The organism is Rhizobium sp. TAL182 (genome assembly GCF_002117725.1).
Taxonomy (GTDB): Bacteria; Pseudomonadota; Alphaproteobacteria; order Rhizobiales; family Rhizobiaceae; genus Rhizobium; species Rhizobium esperanzae.
This window is the reverse complement of sequence record NZ_CP021024.1, coordinates 243311-263524: the sequence shown is the minus strand read 5'-3', so window position 1 is coordinate 263524 and position 20214 is coordinate 243311. Positions and strand designations below refer to the sequence as shown.

Annotated in this window: 17 protein-coding genes; 11 read left to right on the top strand and 6 right to left on the bottom strand. The window is 62.4% G+C overall.

Going from position 1 to position 20214, the window contains the following annotated elements:
- From Tal182_RS01295 to Tal182_RS01250, 10 genes are all read left to right on the top strand, one after another.
- Window positions 1-1281, top strand: a complete 1281-nt coding sequence (locus tag Tal182_RS01295) for a hypothetical protein (protein WP_085857821.1) — start codon at window positions 1-3, stop codon at window positions 1279-1281.
- 53 nt (window positions 1282-1334) lie between these two features.
- The gene (locus tag Tal182_RS01290; protein WP_085857820.1) at window positions 1335-2351 is read left to right on the top strand and encodes an acyltransferase; all 1017 of its coding nucleotides are present in this window, start codon (window positions 1335-1337) and stop codon (window positions 2349-2351) included.
- Between the two features lie 308 nt (window positions 2352-2659).
- Entirely contained in the window at window positions 2660-3544 is an 885-nt protein-coding gene (gene purU, locus Tal182_RS01285) for a formyltetrahydrofolate deformylase (RefSeq protein WP_085857819.1), read from the top strand.
- 119 nt (window positions 3545-3663) lie between these two features.
- Window positions 3664-6591, top strand: a complete 2928-nt coding sequence (locus tag Tal182_RS01280; protein WP_085857818.1) for an aminotransferase — start codon at window positions 3664-3666, stop codon at window positions 6589-6591.
- A 521-nt stretch (window positions 6592-7112) separates the two neighbouring features.
- Window positions 7113-7307 carry a hypothetical protein gene (locus tag Tal182_RS01275; RefSeq protein WP_003544544.1) on the top strand — a complete coding sequence of 65 codons (195 nt, stop codon included), beginning with the start codon at window positions 7113-7115 and terminating at the stop codon, window positions 7305-7307.
- A 126-nt stretch (window positions 7308-7433) separates the two neighbouring features.
- Window positions 7434-8429 (top strand): P1 family peptidase, encoded by a 996-nt coding sequence (locus tag Tal182_RS01270; protein ID WP_085860765.1) that lies wholly within the window; start codon window positions 7434-7436, stop codon window positions 8427-8429.
- A gap of 110 nt (window positions 8430-8539) precedes the next feature.
- On the top strand, window positions 8540-10069 hold the full coding sequence (locus Tal182_RS01265) for an ABC transporter substrate-binding protein (RefSeq protein WP_170965928.1): 1530 nt from the start codon (window positions 8540-8542) through the stop codon (window positions 10067-10069).
- Between the two features lie 358 nt (window positions 10070-10427).
- Window positions 10428-11375, top strand: a complete 948-nt coding sequence (locus tag Tal182_RS01260) for an ABC transporter permease (protein ID WP_085857816.1) — start codon at window positions 10428-10430, stop codon at window positions 11373-11375.
- A 3-nt stretch (window positions 11376-11378) separates the two neighbouring features.
- Window positions 11379-12239 (top strand): ABC transporter permease, encoded by an 861-nt coding sequence (locus tag Tal182_RS01255; RefSeq protein ID WP_085857815.1) that lies wholly within the window; start codon window positions 11379-11381, stop codon window positions 12237-12239.
- Between the two features lie 23 nt (window positions 12240-12262).
- The gene (locus tag Tal182_RS01250) at window positions 12263-13654 is read left to right on the top strand and encodes an amidase (protein WP_085860764.1); all 1392 of its coding nucleotides are present in this window, start codon (window positions 12263-12265) and stop codon (window positions 13652-13654) included.
- Here Tal182_RS01250 and Tal182_RS01245 read toward each other — a convergent pair.
- From Tal182_RS01245 to Tal182_RS01235, 3 genes are all read right to left on the bottom strand, one after another.
- Window positions 13651-14508: an NlpC/P60 family protein gene (locus tag Tal182_RS01245; protein WP_085857814.1), complete on the bottom strand. Its 858-nt coding sequence runs from the start codon at window positions 14506-14508 to the stop codon at window positions 13651-13653. The two genes, Tal182_RS01250 and Tal182_RS01245, sit on opposite strands and share 4 nt — an antisense overlap.
- 11 nt (window positions 14509-14519) lie before the next feature.
- Window positions 14520-14870, bottom strand: a complete 351-nt coding sequence (locus Tal182_RS01240; protein WP_011423607.1) for a MarR family winged helix-turn-helix transcriptional regulator — start codon at window positions 14868-14870, stop codon at window positions 14520-14522.
- 159 nt (window positions 14871-15029) lie between these two features.
- The gene (locus tag Tal182_RS01235) at window positions 15030-16421 is read right to left on the bottom strand and encodes a M17 family metallopeptidase (protein WP_085857813.1); all 1392 of its coding nucleotides are present in this window, start codon (window positions 16419-16421) and stop codon (window positions 15030-15032) included.
- A 141-nt stretch (window positions 16422-16562) separates the two neighbouring features.
- Here Tal182_RS01235 and Tal182_RS01230 point away from each other — a divergent pair, with 141 nt between their 5' ends.
- Complete coding sequence (locus Tal182_RS01230; protein WP_064809274.1) at window positions 16563-17402, top strand: tetratricopeptide repeat protein; 840 nt, start codon at window positions 16563-16565, stop codon at window positions 17400-17402.
- Between the two features lie 41 nt (window positions 17403-17443).
- Here Tal182_RS01230 and Tal182_RS01225 read toward each other — a convergent pair whose 3' ends face one another.
- The 3 genes from Tal182_RS01225 to Tal182_RS01215 all read right to left on the bottom strand — a co-directional run bounded on the left by Tal182_RS01225 (window position 17444) and on the right by Tal182_RS01215 (window position 20212).
- Window positions 17444-18076 carry a LysE family translocator gene (locus Tal182_RS01225; RefSeq protein ID WP_085857812.1) on the bottom strand — a complete coding sequence of 211 codons (633 nt, stop codon included), beginning with the start codon at window positions 18074-18076 and terminating at the stop codon, window positions 17444-17446.
- A gap of 126 nt (window positions 18077-18202) precedes the next feature.
- Window positions 18203-19189, bottom strand: coding sequence for a type II secretion system F family protein (locus tag Tal182_RS01220; protein ID WP_085857811.1), 987 nt, complete (start codon window positions 19187-19189; stop codon window positions 18203-18205).
- A 15-nt stretch (window positions 19190-19204) separates the two neighbouring features.
- The gene (locus Tal182_RS01215; protein ID WP_011423602.1) at window positions 19205-20212 is read right to left on the bottom strand and encodes a type II secretion system F family protein; all 1008 of its coding nucleotides are present in this window, start codon (window positions 20210-20212) and stop codon (window positions 19205-19207) included.
- Window positions 20213-20214: the final 2 nt, after the last annotated feature.

Here is a 20214-nt window from a genome sequence, read left to right as displayed (position 1 = left end):
TTGGCGACAGTCGATCGGAAGGCAGCGACTTTCACGGCAGCGGGCAGCCGCCTCCATGCGGCCGGGGGAACGTCGCGCATCGACCATCCGGTGCTCTGGCTCGGCCTGCTTTCGATGCTCTATAACGGCATTCTTGCCTTCATCAACCACAACATCATGCCGCTGTCGATGACGCATGTCGCCGCCAGCGAAGGCCTGATTCTGGCAGGCGCCATCATCTACATCCTCCATAAGGGGATCTACGAGACGGATCTGCCGGCCTTCCTGTTCCTGCTGTTCACGCTTGTCGTGACCGTCTATGTCAGCGTGCTCAACCGCATGCCGTTCGTCGATCATTTCCGCAACGTGCTGATCATCTTCTGCTTTACCGGCCTCGGCGGCTGGAGCAACGAGAGAACGATGAAGCTGGCCTTCCGCTGGGCAAGCCTCGTCGTGCTGATCTTCCTGATCTTCGAGATCATCAGCGTGCCTTTCTATGTCAGCATCGTGCATCCGTCCGATTATTTCGCCAATACGCGCGGGCTGCTGCCGCTGAGCTACAACAAGACGGGCCTTTTCCAGAATGCGCTCGGCTTTCCCGAGCGCTTTTCCTTCGGCATCATCGACCATCGCTCGTCGTCGATTTTCCTCGAACAGGTGTCGCTTGCCAATTTTTGCGGCGTGATCGCGATCTACCTGATTTCCATGTGGGAAAGATTGGGGTGCTGGGACCGGCTGCTCTTCATCAGCACGGCGGTGCTGATCCTGGTGACGAACGATACACGCACCATGCTGATCTTCTGTTTTGCCTGTATCGTCGGCTATTTCGTCTTTCCGAAGATCCCGCGGAGTTTCAATCTGGCGCTGATGCCGCTGATCGTCGTCGCAGGTTTCGTCGTCTATACCCTCAAACCGAATGCGACCGGTGACAATTTCACCGGCCGCATCAATCTGACGATGAAGAAGATCATGGAGCTCGATCCTCTCGCCGTGCTCGGGCTTTCGGTCGACAGGGTCGCCGAGTTCGCCGACAGCGGCTATGTCTATCTGATCTACGCGGCGACGATCTTCGGCGTCGTCGCTCTTTGGCTGTTCGTCTGCCTCTTCCCCGCCGGCCGTACGGCGGCGCAGCGGCGCTGCGCCCATTCACTTTCTCTTTTCATTTTTCTGAATATGATGATCGGAGGGACCGCCGTTTTCTCGATGAAGATTGCCGGCCTCTTGTGGTTCGTCGTCGGATATATGCGCTTCCACGACAGCCCGCGCATCCGACAGGGTCGTGCGGTAGATGTACTGAGTTGACCGCAGCGGCACGGTAAATGGCGACCGCGCGAGCCCGAGGAGCAAGACATCAGATGCTTGTCCAGCTTCAATATCTGCGCGCGGTTGCGGCGCTGATGGTTGTTTATTTCCATGCGATATTGCAGCTTGCCAAGGTCAATCCCGCCGTCGATGCCACGGCTTTTCTTTATGGCGAAACCGGCGTCGACATCTTCTTCGTCCTCAGCGGTTTCGTGATGTGGCTGACGACGAGCGGGCGCGCGATCAGCCGCATCGATTTCGCCCGCCGCCGCATCAGGAGGATCGTCCCGCTTTATTGGCTGGCAACATTGTTTTCGGCTGTCGTGGCGCTGGCGGCCCCGTCATTGTTGAAATCGACGGTGTTCGACCTTCCGCATCTCATCGCCTCGCTGCTCTTTCTGCCATGGGCCAATGCCGCCGATCCAAGCACGATCACCCCCGTCGTTGTGCCGGGCTGGACACTGAATTACGAGATGTTCTTCTATTTCATCTTTGCGCTGCTGCTGCCGCTCTCGGAAACCCGCCGGATTCCAGCGATGTTTGCCGTCTTTGCGGTGATCCTGATTGCCTGCCCGGTGCTGCCGGAAACGACGGCCACCCGGTTCTACGGCGAACCGATCATGCTGGAGTTCCTCGCCGGCGTCGTGCTCGGCTGGCTTTACGGGCAGAAGGTGCTTCTTCCGAACCGCTGGGCATGGGCGGCACTGGCCACGGGTTTTGTGTTCCTCTTCATCAACGAAGCGCTGATGCCGCCGGAGAGCCGGTTCTACGCCTGGGGAATTCCGGCGATCTTCATCATCTACGGAGCAGTTTCCATCGACTTTTCCCGGCTGCCCGTTCTGGGATGGCTGAACTATCTCGGCGACTGCTCCTACAGCATCTATATCACCCACGCTTTCACGCTCGCTTTCCTGAGGGTGGCTTCGGACCGCCTGCCGCTCGGCATCCTGCAGCAGCCGGTGCTCTTCGTGATCCTGTCGCTGGTGCTGTCGTCAATCGGCGGCGCAATCATTCATGAAATCACCACGCCGCGCCGGAAGATCGCCGTGGCAAGCCGTCCGCCGGCCTAACCCTTCGGATCCACTTTCCGTCCTTCACATGCTTGGTTTCCCGCCTCCCGATGTCGCAAATTGCTCATCAGCTTTCAGCGACATGCTTTAATTTCATTCACTGAAGGCGAGAATACACATCCGTGCGGCGCTGGCGGCACAGCGTTTTGAGCAACTTCTTTTAAGCTGATCCGGCGATGAGAGAACTTGCAGGAACGTGATGGTTTATCTTGCAATTTGTCGCATAAATGAAAGTGCGCCGGCCTATTCGCGGCACGGGCTTTGATCTAAGCACGGGCTGCGGCCTCCAAGAGGGAAGAGGGAGAGACATGAAAAGCTATGTATTGACGGTATCCTGCAAATCGACGCGCGGCATCGTTGCGGCGATTTCGAGCTATCTGGCCGAGAAGGGCTGCAACATCATCGACAGCTCGCAGTTCGATGACCTCGATACCGGCAGGTTCTTCATGCGCGTCAGCTTCATTTCCGAGGAAGGACTTTCCGGTTCCGCGATCAGCGCCGATTTTGCTGCCGTCGCCGCGCCCTTCGAGATGGAGTACGAATTCCACGACAGCGAGAGCCGCATGAAGGTGCTCTTGATGGTGTCGCGCTTCGGCCATTGCCTCAACGACCTGCTCTACCGCTGGAAGATCGGCGCCCTGCCGATCGATATCGTCGGCGTCGTCTCCAACCATTTCGACTACCAGAAGGTCGTGGTCAATCACGACATCCCCTTCCACCACATCAAGGTGACGAAGGAGAACAAACCGCAGGCGGAAGCCCAGCTCGTCGATCTCGTCGATCAGACCGGCACCGAACTGATCGTGCTCGCCCGCTACATGCAGGTTCTCTCCGACCAGCTCTGCAAGCAGATGTCGGGCAAGATCATCAACATCCACCATTCCTTCCTGCCGAGCTTCAAGGGCGCCAACCCTTACAAGCAGGCCTATCAGCGCGGCGTCAAGCTGATCGGCGCGACCGCCCATTACGTCACCGCCGACCTCGACGAAGGCCCGATCATCGAGCAGGACACCGCCCGCATCACCCATGCGCAGTCGCCCGACGACTATGTCTCGATCGGCCGCGACGTCGAAAGCCAGGTGCTGGCGCGCGCCATCCACGCTCATATCCATCACCGCACCTTCATCAACGGCAACCGCACCGTCGTCTTCCCGGCCAGCCCCGGAAGCTACGCCTCCGAACGCATGGGGTGAGCCGGCCGAGGCCGCGCATCTCTTTTGCTGGCAGACAACAATCTCCCGTTGCCTGCCAGCGGCAAGTATTTGATTATCGCGCTTAATGGGTAATCGAATCATGCTGCGGGAGGGGTGTCATGACCGACGAGGCGCTTGTGGATCACATGACGCTGCCGCGTCCCGACGTCACCGTTGCTGACGCGGAAGAAATCCTTCTTGCCCATTACAGCCTGACCGGCACGCTCGCCGAACTCGGCAGCCAGCAGGATCGGAACTACCGCGTCGACAGCGATCGCGGTCGATACGTCCTGAAGATCTGCCATGCCGCCTACGAGGTCCGCGAGCTCGAAGCGCAGAATGCCGCGCTCAATCATCTCAAGAGCCGAGAGGATGCGCCACGCGTTCCGAAGGTGATCGCCACGAATGACGGCCGGGAAATTGTCGTCCTTACCGTGCGCGGGCGGGGCTATCAGGTCCGGCTGCTGGAATATCTGGAAGGCCAGGGACTGACGGAGATGAGATATCTGGCGCCGGCGTCCGTCGCGGCGCTTGGCGCGCTCTGCGCGAGGCTGGCGCAGGCGCTTGCCGATTTCGACCATCCGGGCCTCGACCGCAGCCTGCAGTGGGATTTGCGACGCGCCGGCCCTGTCGCCGTACAGCTGCTGTCCGCCATCACCGACAGTGCTGCCCGTGACCGGATCGCCAAAACCATGGTGATGGCAGTTCGCCGCATCCAGCCCCTGGCGCCGTCGCTTCGGCTCCAGGCCGTCCATCACGACGTCACCGGCGACAATGTCGTCGGCCATCGCGACGCCCATGGCCACACGATCCCCGATGGCGTGATCGATTTCGGCGACATCATCCGCGGCTGGCTGGTCGGCGACCTTGCCGTTACCTGCGCTTCGCTGCTGCATCAGGCGAATGGCGATCCCTTTCATATCCTGCCCGCCGTCACCGCCTATCAGGCGATCTATCCCCTGAGCGACGACGAGCTGAAGGCGCTCTGGCCGTTGATCGTCGCGCGCGCGGTCATCCTCGTCGCCAGCAGCGAACAGCAGATGTCGATCGATCCTGATAACGATTACGTCCGCAGCAATCTCGACCGCGAGCGGGCGATCTTCGATACGGTGATGTCGGTTCCGTTCGAACTCATGGAAGCCGCGATCCTCAAGGCGGCCGGCGCAGATGTCGCCGCCCCGTCGGCGTCAGCATGGCTGCCCTTGCTGCCAGATATCGATCCCGCCACGATCGCCTATGTCGACCTTGGCGTACGAAGTGCGCATTTTTCCGCCGGCAACTGGCTGGGCGCCGATATGGACTGGCGGCTGCTTGCCCGGGCTGCAACCGAAAGCGGCACGGCGGCGACGCGCTATGGTGAATATCGGCTTTCCCGCACTGCGCTCGGAAACGACGCGGGACAGGCGACCTTCGCCCTGCATGTCGACATCTGCCTTGCCGCAGGAAGCGCGGTCGCGGCACCCTTTGCCGGCCGCATCGGCTGGAAGGACCAGCATCTGACACTGACGGATGACAGCATGACCCTGCATCTCGATGGACTCAACCCTTTGGTCGAGGATGGCGTCGTGCTTGCCGCCGGCGATCCGCTCGGTTCGGTTTTCGGTGAAGCGTCGTCGCTCGGCGGCCTGCGCCTCCAGCTCTGCAGCGTCGCAGGCCTCGAACCACCGCTCTTTGCCATGCCGCGCAAGGCGCCGGCCTGGTCGGTGCTCTGCCCTTCGCCTTCATCCCTTCTCAGCCCGGGCGCGGATGCGCCGCGACCGGCGACCATTGAACTGCTCGTCAGGCGGCAGGCCCATCTCGCCAGCGCCCAGAAGAACTATTATGCCGCGCCGCCGCAGATCGAGCGCGGCTGGAAGGAGCACCTGTTCGATGTCGAGGGCCGCGCCTATCTCGACATGGTCAACAATGTCACAATCCTCGGCCACGGCCATCCCAGGATGGCGGCGGCAATCAGCGCCCAATGGCTGCGGCTCAATACGAATTCACGCTTCCACTACGCGGCGATTACGGAATTTTGCGAACGGCTCGCGGCGCTCGCGCCTGATGGCCTCGACGCCGTCTTCCTCGTCAACAGCGGCTCTGAGGCGAACGATCTGGCGATTCGGTTGGCGCGGGCCCATAGCGGCGCCCGCAACATGCTCTGCCTGCTCGAAGCCTATCATGGCTGGTCGGCGGCGAGCGACGCCGTCTCCACTTCGATCGCCGACAATCCGCTGGCGCTGACCACCCGACCGGATTGGGTGCATGCGGCCGTTTCGCCGAATACCTATCGCGGCGCGTTTCGCGGACCCGACACAGCGGCGAGCTATCTGGCCGCCGTCAAGCCGATGCTCGAGACGATCGACGCCGGCGGCCAGGGCCTTGCCGGCTTCATCTGCGAATCGGTCTACGGCAATGCCGGCGGCATTCCGTTGCCGGAAGGGTATCTGAAGGAGATCTATGCCGAGGTGCGCGCCCGCAGCGGGCTCTGCATCGCCGACGAGGTGCAGGTCGGTTACGGCAGGCTCGGCCATTATTTCTGGGGCTTCGAACAGCAGGGGGTCGTGCCCGATATCATCACCATCGCCAAAGGCATGGGCAATGGCCATCCGCTCGGCGCCGTCATCACCAGACGGGAGATTGCGCAGTCGCTGGAGAAAGAAGGGCCTTTCTTCTCCTCCACCGGCGGCAGCCCAGTCAGCTGCGTCGCCGGCATGACGGTGCTCGATATCATGGCCGAGGAGAAGCTGCAGGAAAATGCCCGAACGGTCGGCGACCATCTGAAGGCGCGACTTGCCGCGCTGATCGACCGGCACCCGATCGCCGGCGCCGTCCACGGCATGGGTCTCTATCTCGGCCTGGAATTCGTCCGCGACAGAACGACGCTGGAGCCGGCGACGGAAGAGACGGCGGCGATCTGCGACCGGCTTCTCGACCTCGGTATCATTATGCAGCCGACCGGCGATCACCAAAATGTGCTGAAGATCAAGCCGCCGCTCTGCCTCAGCATCGAAAGCGCGGATTTCTTCGCAGACATGCTGGAAAAGGTGCTCCAGGAAGGCTGGTGATCCATGCTTTCGGGCGTTAACCAAATCGATCATTTCGAGGCATCTCGATTTTTACCGACGAGGCCCATTGTCGGAATCAGACAGACTTCCTATTTCTGCTGCGGCGATCGAAAGAGTGTCGATTCTGTCATGCGAATTTTACGAAGAGCTGATATGTTTCCTTCTGTAAGTTCGGGCCAGGATGGAATGAATTTTTTCGGATCGTCGATATTTTGACACGTTTCGGAATATGTTTCCGACAGGCTGTCGGGTAATTTCTACTAAGTTAGTAGATATTGAAGACAGCCATCACCGCCCCCGGGCTCTTCCGGGACCATCGAGCGCAACGCCAACGAAAGGAACGAGACATGATAGACATCGAAATTCTCGCCACTCTCCTTGGGCGATCTGTGCTTGGCAATGACCGTCCGGGCGCCCTCTCCCGCCCGAACTGTCGAATGTGACGTTCGTCCTCCTTTCAACGGTACCAGACAAGTCAATTCGCCATGGCTGCGCATGCCCGCGCGGCAGGAGTTCTATCTATGAAGAAGCAAGTTATCGAATATGCTGGCGTTCCCGTCGGCATCGTTATCCCCGACGAAGACCGGCTGAAGTTCATCGCCGTGAAATTCCATGTCCACGACCTCGATGAGCAGCGGTTCGGTTCGCCCGACGAGGTGCGGCTGGCCATCCACGACCTGATGACCCGCCGTCATCCGAAGCCGCTTCATGCCTGACGGCATGCGGCCGCTAGCGACTTTCGCGGCTTTTCTGATGTGACCGGTCCTGCCAAAAGGGCCGGTCTTGTTTTTTGCGGGCAATTGCAGTCCTATCGGCCGGATCAGCGCCACCAGGATCAGCCCTTGCCCGATCTTCTCAATCTGCTCACCGATATCGAAGGCGTTTCCGTCGGCCATGCGACCAACCTCGCGCTGGGATCCGGCGTCACGGTCATCGTCTTCGACGAGCCGGCGGTCGCATCCGGCACGGTGCTCGGCGGCGCGCCGGGCGGACGCGACACCGATCTGCTCGACCCGTCGATGACTGTCAGTGCCGTCGATGCCTTCGTGCTCTCGGGCGGCTCGGCCTTCGGGCTCGATGCAGCCGGCGGCGTGCAGGCCGGCTTGCGCGAAGCCGGCCGCGGCTTTGCCGTGGGTACCGTGCGAATACCGATCGTGCCGCAAGCGATCCTGATGGACTTGCTGAACGGCGGCGACAAGGATTGGGGCCTTCACTCCCCCTATTGTGAGATGGGTTATGCGGCATTGAAGGCCGCGACGAAGGGGGTATTTGCGCTCGGCACCGCCGGCGCCGGCACCGGGGCGACGACGGCCACCTTCAAGGGCGGGCTCGGCTCGGCCAGTGCCGTCAGCAGCGCCGGTCATCGCATCGCTGCGATCGTCGCCGTCAATGCGCTCGGTTCGGCAACGATCGGCGACGGGCCGCATTTCTGGGCGGCACCCTTCGAGAAAGATGGCGAATTCGGCGGGCTCGGCATGCCTGCGACGACCGATCACCGGATGCGGCTCAAGGGGATGACCACGCCGGCAACGACGATCGGCGCGGTCGTCACCGACGCGCAGCTGACGAAGGCGGAAGCGCATCGGCTTTCACTTGCCGGTCATGACGGCCTTGCCCGGGCGCTGCTGCCGGCCCATCTGCCGCTCGACGGCGATACCGTCTTTGCCGCTTCGACGGCCAAACATTCAAGAAACGACATGGCAAGCCTGATGGAGCTTTGCCACCTCGCCACTATCGTCATGGCGCGGGCGATCGCGCGCGGCGTCTATATGGCAAGCGCCCTTCCGGCCGGAGGCGGACAAATAGCATGGCAAGACCGCTATGCTGAACGCCATTGATTGAATAGGGTCGCAACCTGATAGAATGGCGGAGACACGTGAATGCAGATCCTGGCGCTGATGTATTTTCGACGAGCTGGTGAGAACCAAATCATGTGCCGGGGGATATGATGAACAAAGTTTCGTTTGCGTCTTCGGCGCGCTTCATCAAGCGGCTTTCCCTCGTTGCTGCGTTATCGGCCGGTCTCGTAGTGACGGCAATGACACCGGCGGAAGCGGCCAAGACTACCCTCAATCTCGGCATGAGCGTCGAACCAACGGGCCTCGACCCGACGATCGCCGCACCGGTCGCGATCGGCCAGGTCACCTGGCAGAATGTATTCGAGGGGCTGGTGGCGATCGATCAGACCGGCAAGGTCCAGCCGCAGCTGGCGAAGAGCTGGGAGATTTCGGCCGATGGCCTGATCTATACCTTCAAGCTGCGGACCGGCGTGAAATTTCATGACGGCGAAGCCTTCGATGCCGCCGCCGCCAAATTTGCGCTCGACCGCGCCCGCGGGACGGATTCGGTCAATCCGCAGAAGCGCTTCTTCGCCTCGATCGCCTCGATCCAGGCGCCGGACGCCGAAACGCTGGTGCTGCATCTCTCGGCGCCGACCGGCAGCCTGATCTACTGGCTGGGCTGGCCGGCATCTGTCATCGTCGCCCCGAAGACGGCCGACAACGACAAGGTCATGCCGATCGGCACCGGTCCCTTCAAGTTCGTCAGCTGGACGAAGGGCGACAAGGTCGAACTCATCAGGAATGGCGACTACTGGAACAAGGATGCGTCTGCCAAGCTCGAGAAGGTGACCTTCCGTTTCATTCCCGATCCGCAGGCGCAGGCGGCCGCGCTGAAATCGGGCGATCTCGATGCCTTTCCGGAATTTGCCGCGCCCGAGCTGATGAGTTCCTTCGACGGCGATGCCAGGCTCATCACCAAGGTCGGTAATACCGAACTCAAGGTCATCGCCGGCATGAACAATGCCAAGAAGCCCTTCGACGACAAGCGCGTCCGCCAGGCGCTGATGATGGCGATCGACCGGCAGACGGTGATCGACGGCGCATGGTCCGGCCTCGGCACGCCGATCGGCAGCCATTACACGCCGAACGATCCGGGCTACCAGGACATGACCGGCGTCCTGCCCTATGATGTCGAAAAGGCGAAGGCGCTGCTGGCCGAAGCCGGCTATCCCAACGGCTTCACCTTCACGATCAAATCGCCGCAGATGGCCTATGCGCCGCGCAGCGCCCAGGTGATGCAGGCAATGTTTGCCGAAATCGGCGTGACGATGAAGATCGAGCCGACCGAATTTCCGGCGAAATGGGTCCAGGACGTCATGAAGGATCGCAACTTCGACATGACGATCGTCGCTCATGCCGAACCGCTCGACATCGACATCTACGCACGCGATCCCTATTATTTCAACTACAGGAACCCGGCCTTCGATGCGCTGATGAAGAAGGTCCAGGAGACCGCCGATCCTGCCGCACAAAATGCGGTTTACGGCGAGGCGCAGAAGATTCTCGCTGAGGACGTGCCGGCGCTCTACCTCTTCGTCATGCCGAAACTCGGCGTCTGGGACAGGAAGCTGAAGGGGCTGTGGGAGAACGAGCCGATTCCGTCGAATGTGCTGTCGGGGGTTTATTGGGAGGAGTGAGCGGCGGGCCTGGTGGGGACGCGAAAAAGAGGATGGCCTTGGACAGATCCGAGATGTATTTGGCCGATAGAGCGCGCAGCCCTTTCCCTGGCTCGCTAAGCCCGTTCAGCCGGGACCGACATGGTTTGATTTCGCTGGATGGCACTCCTGGCGTCAGCGCCTTCGATGACTCCTTCCACCCACCCCGCCTTCCGTCATGCTCGGCCTTGAGCCGAGCATCCACACGGCATCCACCAGCAGCCGCGACATGGATCCTCGGCTCAAGGCCGAGGATGACGGAGACTGGGGTTGACCTTCTCGCCAAACTCAACGTCAGCCCATGGGAGAGCCGCCGTGCCACCTCGGCAGCGCAGCCCACATGATCGCCCTCCTCGCCCGCCGCTTAGCCGGTCTCCTCGTCACCCTCCTGATCGTCTCACTGCTGATCTTCACCGTCATGGATCTCCTGCCGGGCGACCCTGCCTCGATCATGCTCGGCACCTCGGCAAGTCCGGAGACGCTGGCGGCGCTGCGTCACGAGCTCGGTCTCGACCAGACGCTCATCCTGCGTTACGGGCGATGGCTGGCCGGTGTGGTGTCGGGCAATCTCGGCCAATCCTATACCTATGGCGTTCCCGTTGCGGGACTGATCGTCGAGCGGCTGGCGGTGACGCTGCCGCTGGCGCTGATGGCAATCGTGCTGTCGGTGGCGATTGCGCTGCCGCTCGGTGTGCTGGCCGCTTCGCGCCGCGGCGGTGTCTTCGCTGTCATCGCAACGCTGTTTTCGCAGATCAGCATCGCCGTGCCCGCCTTCTGGGTGGCGCTGCTCTTGATCATCCTTTTTTCGACGATGCTCGGACTGATGCCGGCCGGCGGCTTTCCGGGGTGGGGCGCCGGTCTTCTGCCGGCGTTGCAGGCGCTTGTCATGCCGGCCGTCGCGCTGGCGCTGCCGCAGGCGGGGGTGTTGACGCGCGTCGCACGTTCGGCGGTGCTCGAAACGATGCATGAGGATTTTGCCCGGACCGCCGTCGCCAAAGGACTGTCACGCAGTGCGGTGCTGTGGCGGCATGTCGTGCCGAATGCGCTGATCCCGATTCTGACGATGATCGGGCTGCAGTTCACCTTTCTTGTCGCCGGCGCGGTGCTGGTGGAAAACGTCTTCTACCTGCCGGGTCTCGGGAGGCTCGCCCTTCAGGCACTCTCCCAGCGCGATGTCATCGTGATGCAGGACGTCGTGCTGTTCTTCGCGGGCTTGGTCATCGTGGTGAATTTCATCGTCGATCTCTCCTATCTGGCGATCGATCCCAGGATGAGGAAGGCGGCCTGAAGCATGACTTCCGTCATTTCCGCCACCATCATCAGTCGCCGGGCTTTAAAACTTAGCCGGCGAATTAACTTGATATCCGGAGCGGTGATCATTGGCCTGCTGGTCGCCGTTGCGCTGCTGTCGCTCGTCTGGACACCCTTGCCGCCGGCGAAGATGCAGATCATCCATAAACTGCAGCCGCCGCTCGCCTTCGGCCTGCTTGGCACGGATCAGTTCGGCCGCGACGTGGCCTCGATGCTGATGGCGGGATGCTGGAACTCCCTGTCGGTCGCCATCACCGCGGTTGCGATCGGCGGGACGCTTGGCTCGATATCAGGCATCTCCGCCGCGGCGATCCGGGGTCCAGCCGAAGCGCTGCTGATGCGCATCTGCGACGTCATCTTCGCCTTGCCGCCGATCCTGTCGGCCATGGTGCTCGGCGCCTTTCTCGGGCCGGGGCGGTTCACCGCGATCACAGCGATCGCCGTCTTCATGATTCCGGTCTTTGCCCGGGTAACGCTGGCAACCTCGCTGCAGGCCTGGAGCCGCGATTATGTGACGGCGGCGCGCGCGATCGGCAATACGCGCCTGACCATTTCGCTGCACCATGTGCTGCCGAACATCATTGGCCAGATCATCGTGCATGGGACCATCCAGCTCGGACTGGCGATCCTGACCGAGGCCGGCCTCAGCTTTCTCGGGCTCGGCATGGCGCCGCCGGCGCCGACATGGGGCCGGATGCTTGCGGATGCGCAAACCTATCTGGCGCTGGCCCCCTGGCTGGCGGTCCTGCCCGGCCTTGCCATCGCGCTCACCGTCCTTGGCTTCAACATGCTCGGCGACGGCTTGCGCGATCGTCTCGATCCACGTGAAGCGAGCCGCTGATGTCCTTCCGAAACAAAGCTCCGATGGCCGAAACCGACCTTACCATCCGTGAACTCAGGCGACGCTTCGCCGATAAGAGCCTCTCGCCGCTCGAATACTGGCTCTTCCTCGAAGACCATATCGCCGCCTGGGAGCCGTCGATCTCCGCACTCTACCTCTACGACCCGGAGGCGGCGCGCGTGCAGGCGAAAGCTTCGACGGAGCGCTGGGCGAAGGGACAAACGCTCGGCACGCTCGACGGCATCCCGGTCACGCTGAAAGAACTGATCGCGACGAAGGGCCAGCCGGTGCCGCTCGGCACCAGGGCGGTGGAACCAAAGCCGGCGGAGGCCGACGCGCCGGCTGCCGCGCGGCTGCGCGAGGACGGCGCGGTGATCTTCGCCAAGACCACCTGTCCCGACTACGGCATGCTTTCCTCCGGCCTGTCGAGCTTTCATCCTCTCAGCCGCAATCCCTGGAACATCGCGCAGAATCCCGGCGGATCGAGCGCCGGCGCCGCGGCCGCGGCGGCGGCCGGTTACGGGCCGCTGCACATCGGCACGGATATCGGCGGTTCGGTGCGGCTTCCTGCCGGCTGGACCGGCATCTTCGGCTTCAAGCCGAGCCATGGGCGCATTCCGGCCGATCCCTATTATGTCGGGCGCTGTCTCGGCCCGATGACGCGCACCGTCGAGGACGCCGCTTTTTCCATGGCGACGCTGTCGCGACCCGACTGGCGCGACGGCACCAGCCTGCCGCCCAACGATTTCGACTGGATGGATTTCGCTGTCGACATGTCAGGCATGAAGATCGGCCTGATGCTCGATGCCGGCTGCGGGTTTGCTGTCGATGATGAGATCAGGGTCGCGGTCGAATCGGCGGCGAAACGTTTCGAGAAAGCCGGCGTGACCATCGTCTCCGTTCAACCGGTGCTGACGCGCGCGATGCTTGACGGGCTCGACACGTTCTGGCGCGCCCGTCTGTGGAGCGATATCGCAGGGCTTAACGAAGAGCGGCGCGACAGCATCCTGCCCTATATCCGGGATTGGGCGAAGGTCGGCGCCGATATTAGCGGCGTCGATGCCGTCAGAGGCTTCAATCAGACGATCGAAATGCGCAGGAGCTGCGGACGGCTGTTCACCACGGTCGACGCCCTGCTTTCGCCGACCAATCCCATCATCTCCTATCCGGCCGAATGGGCATCGCCGACCAACGATCCGACGAGGCCGTTCGAACATATCGCCTTCACCGTAGCGTGGAACATGTCGGAACAGCCGGCCGCCTCGATCAATTGCGGCTTCTCACGGTCGGGCATGCCAATCGGGCTGCAGATCGTCGGACCGCGTTTCGACGACATGCGGGTGCTCAGACTGTCGAAAGCTTTCGAGGATTGGACCGGCGGCGTGAGCGTCTGGCCGCAGCGGCCGATTACTTAGCTAAATGGGCGGCGATAGCCGGTCGGCCGTTGGTATAGCGAGCCGATGCGCTCGACGGCCGCCTCGAAATTCTCACGCGCCACCGTCATGCTATGGCCGTTGGCGTGGAGAATGGTTTGGGGATCCTCGAAAATGGCGACATGGCCCTTCCAGAACACCAGGTCGCCGCGGCGGATCTCCGAGCGGTCGATCGGCTCGCCGAGTCCGGCCGCCTGCATGTCGGCATCACGCGGCGCCTGTCTGCCGGTCATCAGCATCGCCAGCTGGACGAGGCCGGAGCAATCGATGCCAAGGCCGGATCGGCCGCCCCAGAGATAGGGTGTCTCGAGGAAACGGGCGGCGATACCGACATAATCGGCACCCTCGAGAGCGCCGATCGGCTGCACGTGCCTGGCGAAGATCGCCGTGCCGTCCGTCAGCACGACGTAGTGATTGCCGCGCACCTCCGCCTCGCCGGCGACGTGTACGCGGCTTCCCATCGACAGGATGGCCCGGTGCGGCTTGCGCAGCTCCGGCTCCGGATAGAGGAAGGTGCGCTGGACGGTGACGATGTGGGTCGGCGCCGGCCCGGTTTGCGAGAGCGCCTCCGCCTTGAGATAGCCGACATAGCCGTCGGAGACAGCTTTCACCCAGCACCAGCCGTCGGCTCGATCGAAAACGCTCACATCCTCGCCGAGGAGCAGTTCCGTATCGATGCCGCGGGCAAGGTCCGGCTCAGGGCGCAGGGCGGCGACGGGAAGGGCAACACGCGCTGCGGCGCCTTCCACAAATCGCGACGCCTCCACCTTGCCCTCGAGCCCCGCTTCCGCGAGATCCGGCCGATAGGCATGCAGGCGGCGGTCGAGCATCGTCATTTATCTTCCTTTCAGATCGGCAGCCGGCGGCCCTGATCCCGCACGAGATCGCCGAGCTTTTCCAGATAAAGCGCACCGCCGACGGTGCGTTTGATGATCACATTGCGGCGGTCGGCATCGTCGCGCACGCGATCAACCAGGCCCATCTCACCCATCGTATCCAAGGCGCGGGTAATGACAGGCTTGGTGACGTTGAGCGTGGCGGCAAGCCCGCGCACCGTGTGGGGCGGCGGCACGAGATAAATATGCAGCAGGATCGCCATCTGGCGCAATGTCAAATCGCGGTCGTCATGACGAACCTGATCGAGCGCCACGCCATGCCAAAGCCCCAGCGCCTGCGAGGCGGTCAGTTCGATCGGCACGGCCCCTCCGGAAATCGTTACGCTAGCGTTTCATTTTCCGGCAGTTGCAATGGACATGCAAGAGGCGGCGGGAACTGCCGCCCGGCAGGGTGAATAAAATTTTAACGATTGGCCGCGAGGCCACCGCGTGAAGCGGCGGCGCGACATCTCTTGCATCCGTCAGCGCAGGCTCCCGCGAATATGATGGAAGAGCGCGCGGATCGCCTGTGCCTCGCCGCCGCCCGGCGAATGCGGGCGTTCGGACGGAGCCCAGCCGTAAATGTCGAAATGCGCCCAGCTCTTGGTCTTGCTGACGAAGCGCTTGAGGAAAAGCGCGGCGGTGATCGACCCCGCCATGCCACCGGCCGGGGCATTGGTCAGGTCGGCGAATTTGGCGCGGATATCCCTTTCGTAGCCGGCATAGAGAGGCAGGCGCCAGATCGGATCGTCCGTCTCCAGGCTTGCTTCGGTCAGATCATGGGCCAGATTGGCATCATCGGTGAAGAAGGGCGGAAGATCCGGACCGAGGGCAACGCGGGCAGCCCCTGTCAGCGTCGCCATGTCGATCAAAAGGTCGGGCTCTTCCTCGTCGGCATAGGCAAGCGCATCGGCCAGGATCAAACGGCCTTCGGCGTCGGTATTGTCGATCTGGACGGTCAGGCCCTTTCGGCTGCGGTAGATGTCGCCGGGGCGGAAGGCATTAGCGGAGATGGCGTTTTCGACCACCGGGACGATGACGCGCAGATCGACCTTCAGCTTGGCGTCCATGATCATCAGGGCGAGCCCCATGACATTCGCCGCGCCGCCCATGTCCTTCTTCATCAGCAGCATCGAGGCGGCAGGCTTGATATCGAGACCGCCGGTATCGAAGCAGACACCCTTGCCGACGAGCGTCACCTTGCGATGACCCTTCTTGCCCCAGCGCAGTTCGAGAAGGCGCGGCGCGTCAACGCTGGCGCGGCCGACGGTATGGACCAGCGGGAAATTCTGCGTAAGCAGTTCATCGCCCGTGATGACCGATAGTTCCGCCTTATAGTGCCCGGCCAGGGCGCGGAAGGCGGCCTCGAGCTGGTCCGGCCCCATATCGTTCGTCGGCGTATTGATGAGGTCGCGGGCAAGAAAGACGCCGGCGAGCTGGCGCTTGATGTCGGCGCCGTCGGCATCGCGGGGAATCATCAAGGTCGCTGCCGGCGACTTTTCCGATTTGTAGCGATCGAAACGGTAGCTGCCGAGCCCGAAGCCGAGGGCGAGGCGATTCGCCGTCAGCGGCGCGGTCTCGATGTGCCAGTCGCCGGCGGGCAGCGCACGGGCCAGCCTGCCGGTGATGTAGGGCTGTTCCGACGGGTTGGTGCCGAGGCCGAAAAGCGCGCCGCCGAGATGGCCGTCGGCCGTCGGGATCAGCAAGAGCGAGCCGCTTTCGGCCTTGTAGCCCGCCTTGCGCGCCCAATCGAGCGCAATCGGATCGATCGTGCCGGTCTCGATGTGGGCAGGCGTGACGGCAAAGATCGGCAGCGTCGAGCCGCCCTTCGTGTTGAAAGGAGTCGGTCTTTCGATGAACTGATAGGGGGCCATGATTGTCCTTCGGCGGTCGCCAGGAATCGTTCCTTAACGGTCTGTTAGGGTTAACAGACTATTGCTGGAGCGAAGATTGCGTCAAACCTTTCCCTGTTCCGCTTCTAGGTCAGGCGCCGATTTCGGAATCAGGAACGCAACATGCCTGCCTCGCGCATCACCATATCTATGAACCATATCCTGCGCGGCGCAGCAGCTTCGCTGATCATCCTCGCGCTTGCCGGCTGCTCGACGACGGCCAAGGACCGGATGACGACAGGCTCGGTGCCGAAGCTTACCAAGCCGGTCGAAGAGATGGATGCGACCGAGCTGCGCTCGGCGACGGACCGGATCGGCCAGGCCTATGAAAAGAATCCACGCGATCCCGTCAACGGCGTCAACTATGCCAACCTGCTGCGCATGAGCGGCCGCGACGCGCAGGCGCTCGCCGTCATGCAGCAGGTGGCAATCGCCAATCCGGGCGACCGCAATGTGCTGGCGGCTTACGGCAAGGCGCAGGCGGCGGCCGGGCAGTTCCAGCAGGCGCTCGACACGATCGGCCGCGCCCAGACACCCGATCGTCCCGACTGGAGGCTGATCTCGGCCGAAGGCGCAATCCTCGACCAGATGGGCCGGGCAAGCGAGGCCCGGCAGCGCTACCGCGACGCGCTCGACATTCAGCCGAACGAACCTTCCATCCTTTCCAATCTCGGCATGTCCTATGTGCTGACCGGCGATCTGCGCACGGCCGAAACCTACCTGCGCTCCGCCGCCGGCCAGCCGACCGCCGACAGCCGCGTCCGGCAGAATCTTGCCCTCGTCGTCGGCCTGCAAGGGCGTTTTGCGGAAGCGGAACAGATCGCGCGGCGGGAGCTTTCGCCGCAGCAGGCCGATGCCAATGTCGCCTATCTCAGGGGCATGCTCTCGCAGCAGAATTCCTGGCAGAAGCTCGCTGCCAAGGACAAGCCGCCGGGCGCAGCCGATGGCAGCAACACCAACTGATCTCGTCATTTTGCCGGATGACCAGGCCTTCTCCGCCTGTTCTACCTGACGCTGAGGCCCGAGAGAATGAGCCGCAGACCAAGGCCGCCCATCACCGCACTGGCGGCCCTGTCGATCCAGCCCTTGGCATGGAGATAGAGCCGCCGCGGGTGGCGGGCCGAAAAGGCGAGCGCCACAATCGAATACCACCCCGCCTCCACCGCGAAAACGCCGACCGGCAGCGCCACGAGGAGATCGAGCGGCACCGTTCTCGGCAGAAGCGCCGCAAAGAGACTGGCGTAGACGATGATCGTCTTCGGGTTGCTGAGCTGCGTCAGCAATGCGGTGATGAAGCTGCGCATGGGCGCACGATAGCCATTGTCGGCATCGGAAAGCTCGATCGGCTTTGCGGCGCCTCGCCAGATATTGACGGCGATGTAGAGGAGATAAGCCCCGCCCGCTACCTTGAGCAGCACATAGAGCCATTCGAATTGCGACAGCAATGCCGTCAGACCGGCGAGCGCCAGGCCGGCGAAAACGACGCCGCCGGCGCCCATGCCGAATGCGGCCGCAAGTCCATCCAGCCGCGAACGCGAGATGGCGATCCTGGAGACGACGACGAAGCTCGGGCCGGGACTCATCGCGCCGACGACCAAGGCTGCCATGATGCTGATGAAAATGCCTGCGGAAGACATCGAAACCTCTCTTTCGGGATCGGATTGCGCTGGAAAAAGCAGCGGCCACTTCCGTGCTCCCGACCGCCCCATCCCGTTTACCAGCTATGCCAGCGCCGGTCACGCGGGTCGAAGGCCCCCTGCGGTTCAGAACCTATCCGCCACCTGGATGCCGGCCGGGCCGAGGATGACGGCGATCAGCACCGGCAGGAAGAACAGGATCATCGGCACCGTCAGTTTCGGCGGCAGGGCGGCCGCCTTCTTTTCCGCTTCGTTCATCCGCTCGTCGCGTCCTTCCTGAGCCAGAACGCGCAGGGCCTGTGCAACCGGCGTGCCGTAGCGGTCCGCCTGGATCAGCGCCTGGGTCACCGAGCGCACGAGCTCGAGCTGCGTGCGTGCGGCGAGATTATCGAGCGCCACACGGCGATCCGGCAGGAAGGAGAGTTCGGCGGTGGTTAACACCATCTCCTCGGCAAGCGGCGGCGACTGCTCGCCGAGTTCCTCCGACACGCGACGCATCGCCGCCTCCATCGAGACGCCGGATTCGACGCAGATCAACATCAGGTCCAGCGCATCCGGCCAGGCGCGCTTGATCGAGTGCTGACGCTTGCTCATGCGGTTGGAGATATAGATATTCGGCGCATAAAAGCCGAGATAGGCGATGCCGATGACGGCGAGCATGCGCATGGGCATGCCGCGATCAGCAAGGCCGCCGAGACCGAAGACCCAGAAGCAGGCGAGCGCGAGGAAGAGAAATGGCAGCAGGAAGCGCGCGACGAGAAAGGTATTCAACGCATTTTCCGAGCGAAAACCGGCGGCGCGCAGCTTGTTGACCGTGTTTTCGTCGACGAGCGCCTTACGCAGGTTGAAGCGTTCGACGATCTGGCGGACCGAGCGGTTGTTCTGATTCCTGAGCGAAGTCTTGCCGGCACCCGGTTCCGTGTTCATGCGGGCGCGTTCGCGGGCGCGGATCTGCTCGCGCTCGGTCGAGACGGCTTTCATGCGCTTGTTGAGATCGCCGCGCTCGAAGAAGGGGACGGCGATCGTGTAAAAAGTCGCGAAGACGGCGATCGCGACGAAGACAGCGATCAGCATGCTCGGATTGGTCAGCGTTGCGGCAAGATCCTGCGACACGGTGCTTCTCTCCCGCTAGATGTCGAAATTGACCATGTTGCGCATGACGAGGATGCCGATCGACATCCAGACCGCCGAGGCGCCCATGATGAAATGGCCGCGCGGATCGGTGAAAAGGACGATCATGTAGTTCGGCGACGTGAGGTAAACGAGGGTCGCGACGATAAAGGGCAGAGCGCCGATGATGACGGCGGACGCCTTGGCTTCCATCGACAGCGCCGAGACCTTGGCCTTCATCTTCCTGCGCTCGCGCAGCACCTTTGACAGGTTGCCGATCGCTTCGGAGAGATTGCCGCCAGCCTGTGACTGGATAGCGATGACAATCGCGAAGAAGTTGACTTCCTGGAGCGGCATATGGAGCGTCATGCGGGCGCAGGCGTCGGGAATGCTGAGGCCAACCTGCTGAGCTTCGATCACGCGGCGGAACTCGCTCTTCACCGGCTCAGTGCCCTCAGTGGCGATGAGGCGGATCGCATCGTTGAGCGGCAATCCCGATTTGATCGAACGGGTGATGACATCGAGCGCATTGGGGAATTCGTTGAGGAACTTATTCTGGCGGCGCTTGATCAGGAAACCAATGACCCAACGCGGCAGACCGAGTCCGGCCACGAAAGCGATGCCGATCATGACCAGCCACGAAGCGCCGATGATGAAAGCCATGAACAGCAGCACCGAAGCGAAAATGGCGCTGAAGAGATAGAACTGCGTCAGCGTGACCGTCAGGCCGGCCTGCACCAGCCGCGATTTCATCGACAGGGTCTTCTTGGTCTTTTCGTTCTGGCGCTTTTCCAGATCCTTCAGATTGTCCTGCACCGATTTGCGCCGCTTCGACATCTCCTGCACCCGGTCGCGGGCAGCCTTGACCTTGGCGCGGTCGACCTCGGCCGATTTGACACGGTTGATGCGGCTTGCCGATTTCTTGTCGGCCTCGATCCGGGAAAACAACAGGGCATAGGCGACCGCCGCGGCGGAGACAGCGGCGAGGATGACGATTGCCAGGACTACCGGATCGAATCCGAACATCA

Coding starts and splice junctions, on each gene's coding strand:
- Tal182_RS01265 (WP_170965928.1), top strand. CDS start 8,540: ATGAACAAAGTTTCGTTTGCGTCTTCGGCGCGCTTCATCAAGCGGCTT.
- Tal182_RS01290 (WP_085857820.1), top strand. CDS start 1,335: ATGCTTGTCCAGCTTCAATATCTGCGCGCGGTTGCGGCGCTGATGGTT.
- Tal182_RS01260 (WP_085857816.1), top strand. CDS start 10,428: ATGATCGCCCTCCTCGCCCGCCGCTTAGCCGGTCTCCTCGTCACCCTC.
- Tal182_RS01225 (WP_085857812.1), bottom strand. CDS start 18,076: ATGTCTTCCGCAGGCATTTTCATCAGCATCATGGCAGCCTTGGTCGTC.
- Tal182_RS01275 (WP_003544544.1), top strand. CDS start 7,113: ATGAAGAAGCAAGTTATCGAATATGCTGGCGTTCCCGTCGGCATCGTT.
- Tal182_RS01230 (WP_064809274.1), top strand. CDS start 16,563: ATGCCTGCCTCGCGCATCACCATATCTATGAACCATATCCTGCGCGGC.
- Tal182_RS01215 (WP_011423602.1), bottom strand. CDS start 20,212: ATGTTCGGATTCGATCCGGTAGTCCTGGCAATCGTCATCCTCGCCGCT.
- purU (WP_085857819.1), top strand. CDS start 2,660: ATGAAAAGCTATGTATTGACGGTATCCTGCAAATCGACGCGCGGCATC.
- Tal182_RS01250 (WP_085860764.1), top strand. CDS start 12,263: ATGGCCGAAACCGACCTTACCATCCGTGAACTCAGGCGACGCTTCGCC.
- Tal182_RS01255 (WP_085857815.1), top strand. CDS start 11,379: ATGACTTCCGTCATTTCCGCCACCATCATCAGTCGCCGGGCTTTAAAA.
- Tal182_RS01245 (WP_085857814.1), bottom strand. CDS start 14,508: ATGACGATGCTCGACCGCCGCCTGCATGCCTATCGGCCGGATCTCGCG.
- Tal182_RS01235 (WP_085857813.1), bottom strand. CDS start 16,421: ATGGCCCCCTATCAGTTCATCGAAAGACCGACTCCTTTCAACACGAAG.
- Tal182_RS01280 (WP_085857818.1), top strand. CDS start 3,664: ATGACCGACGAGGCGCTTGTGGATCACATGACGCTGCCGCGTCCCGAC.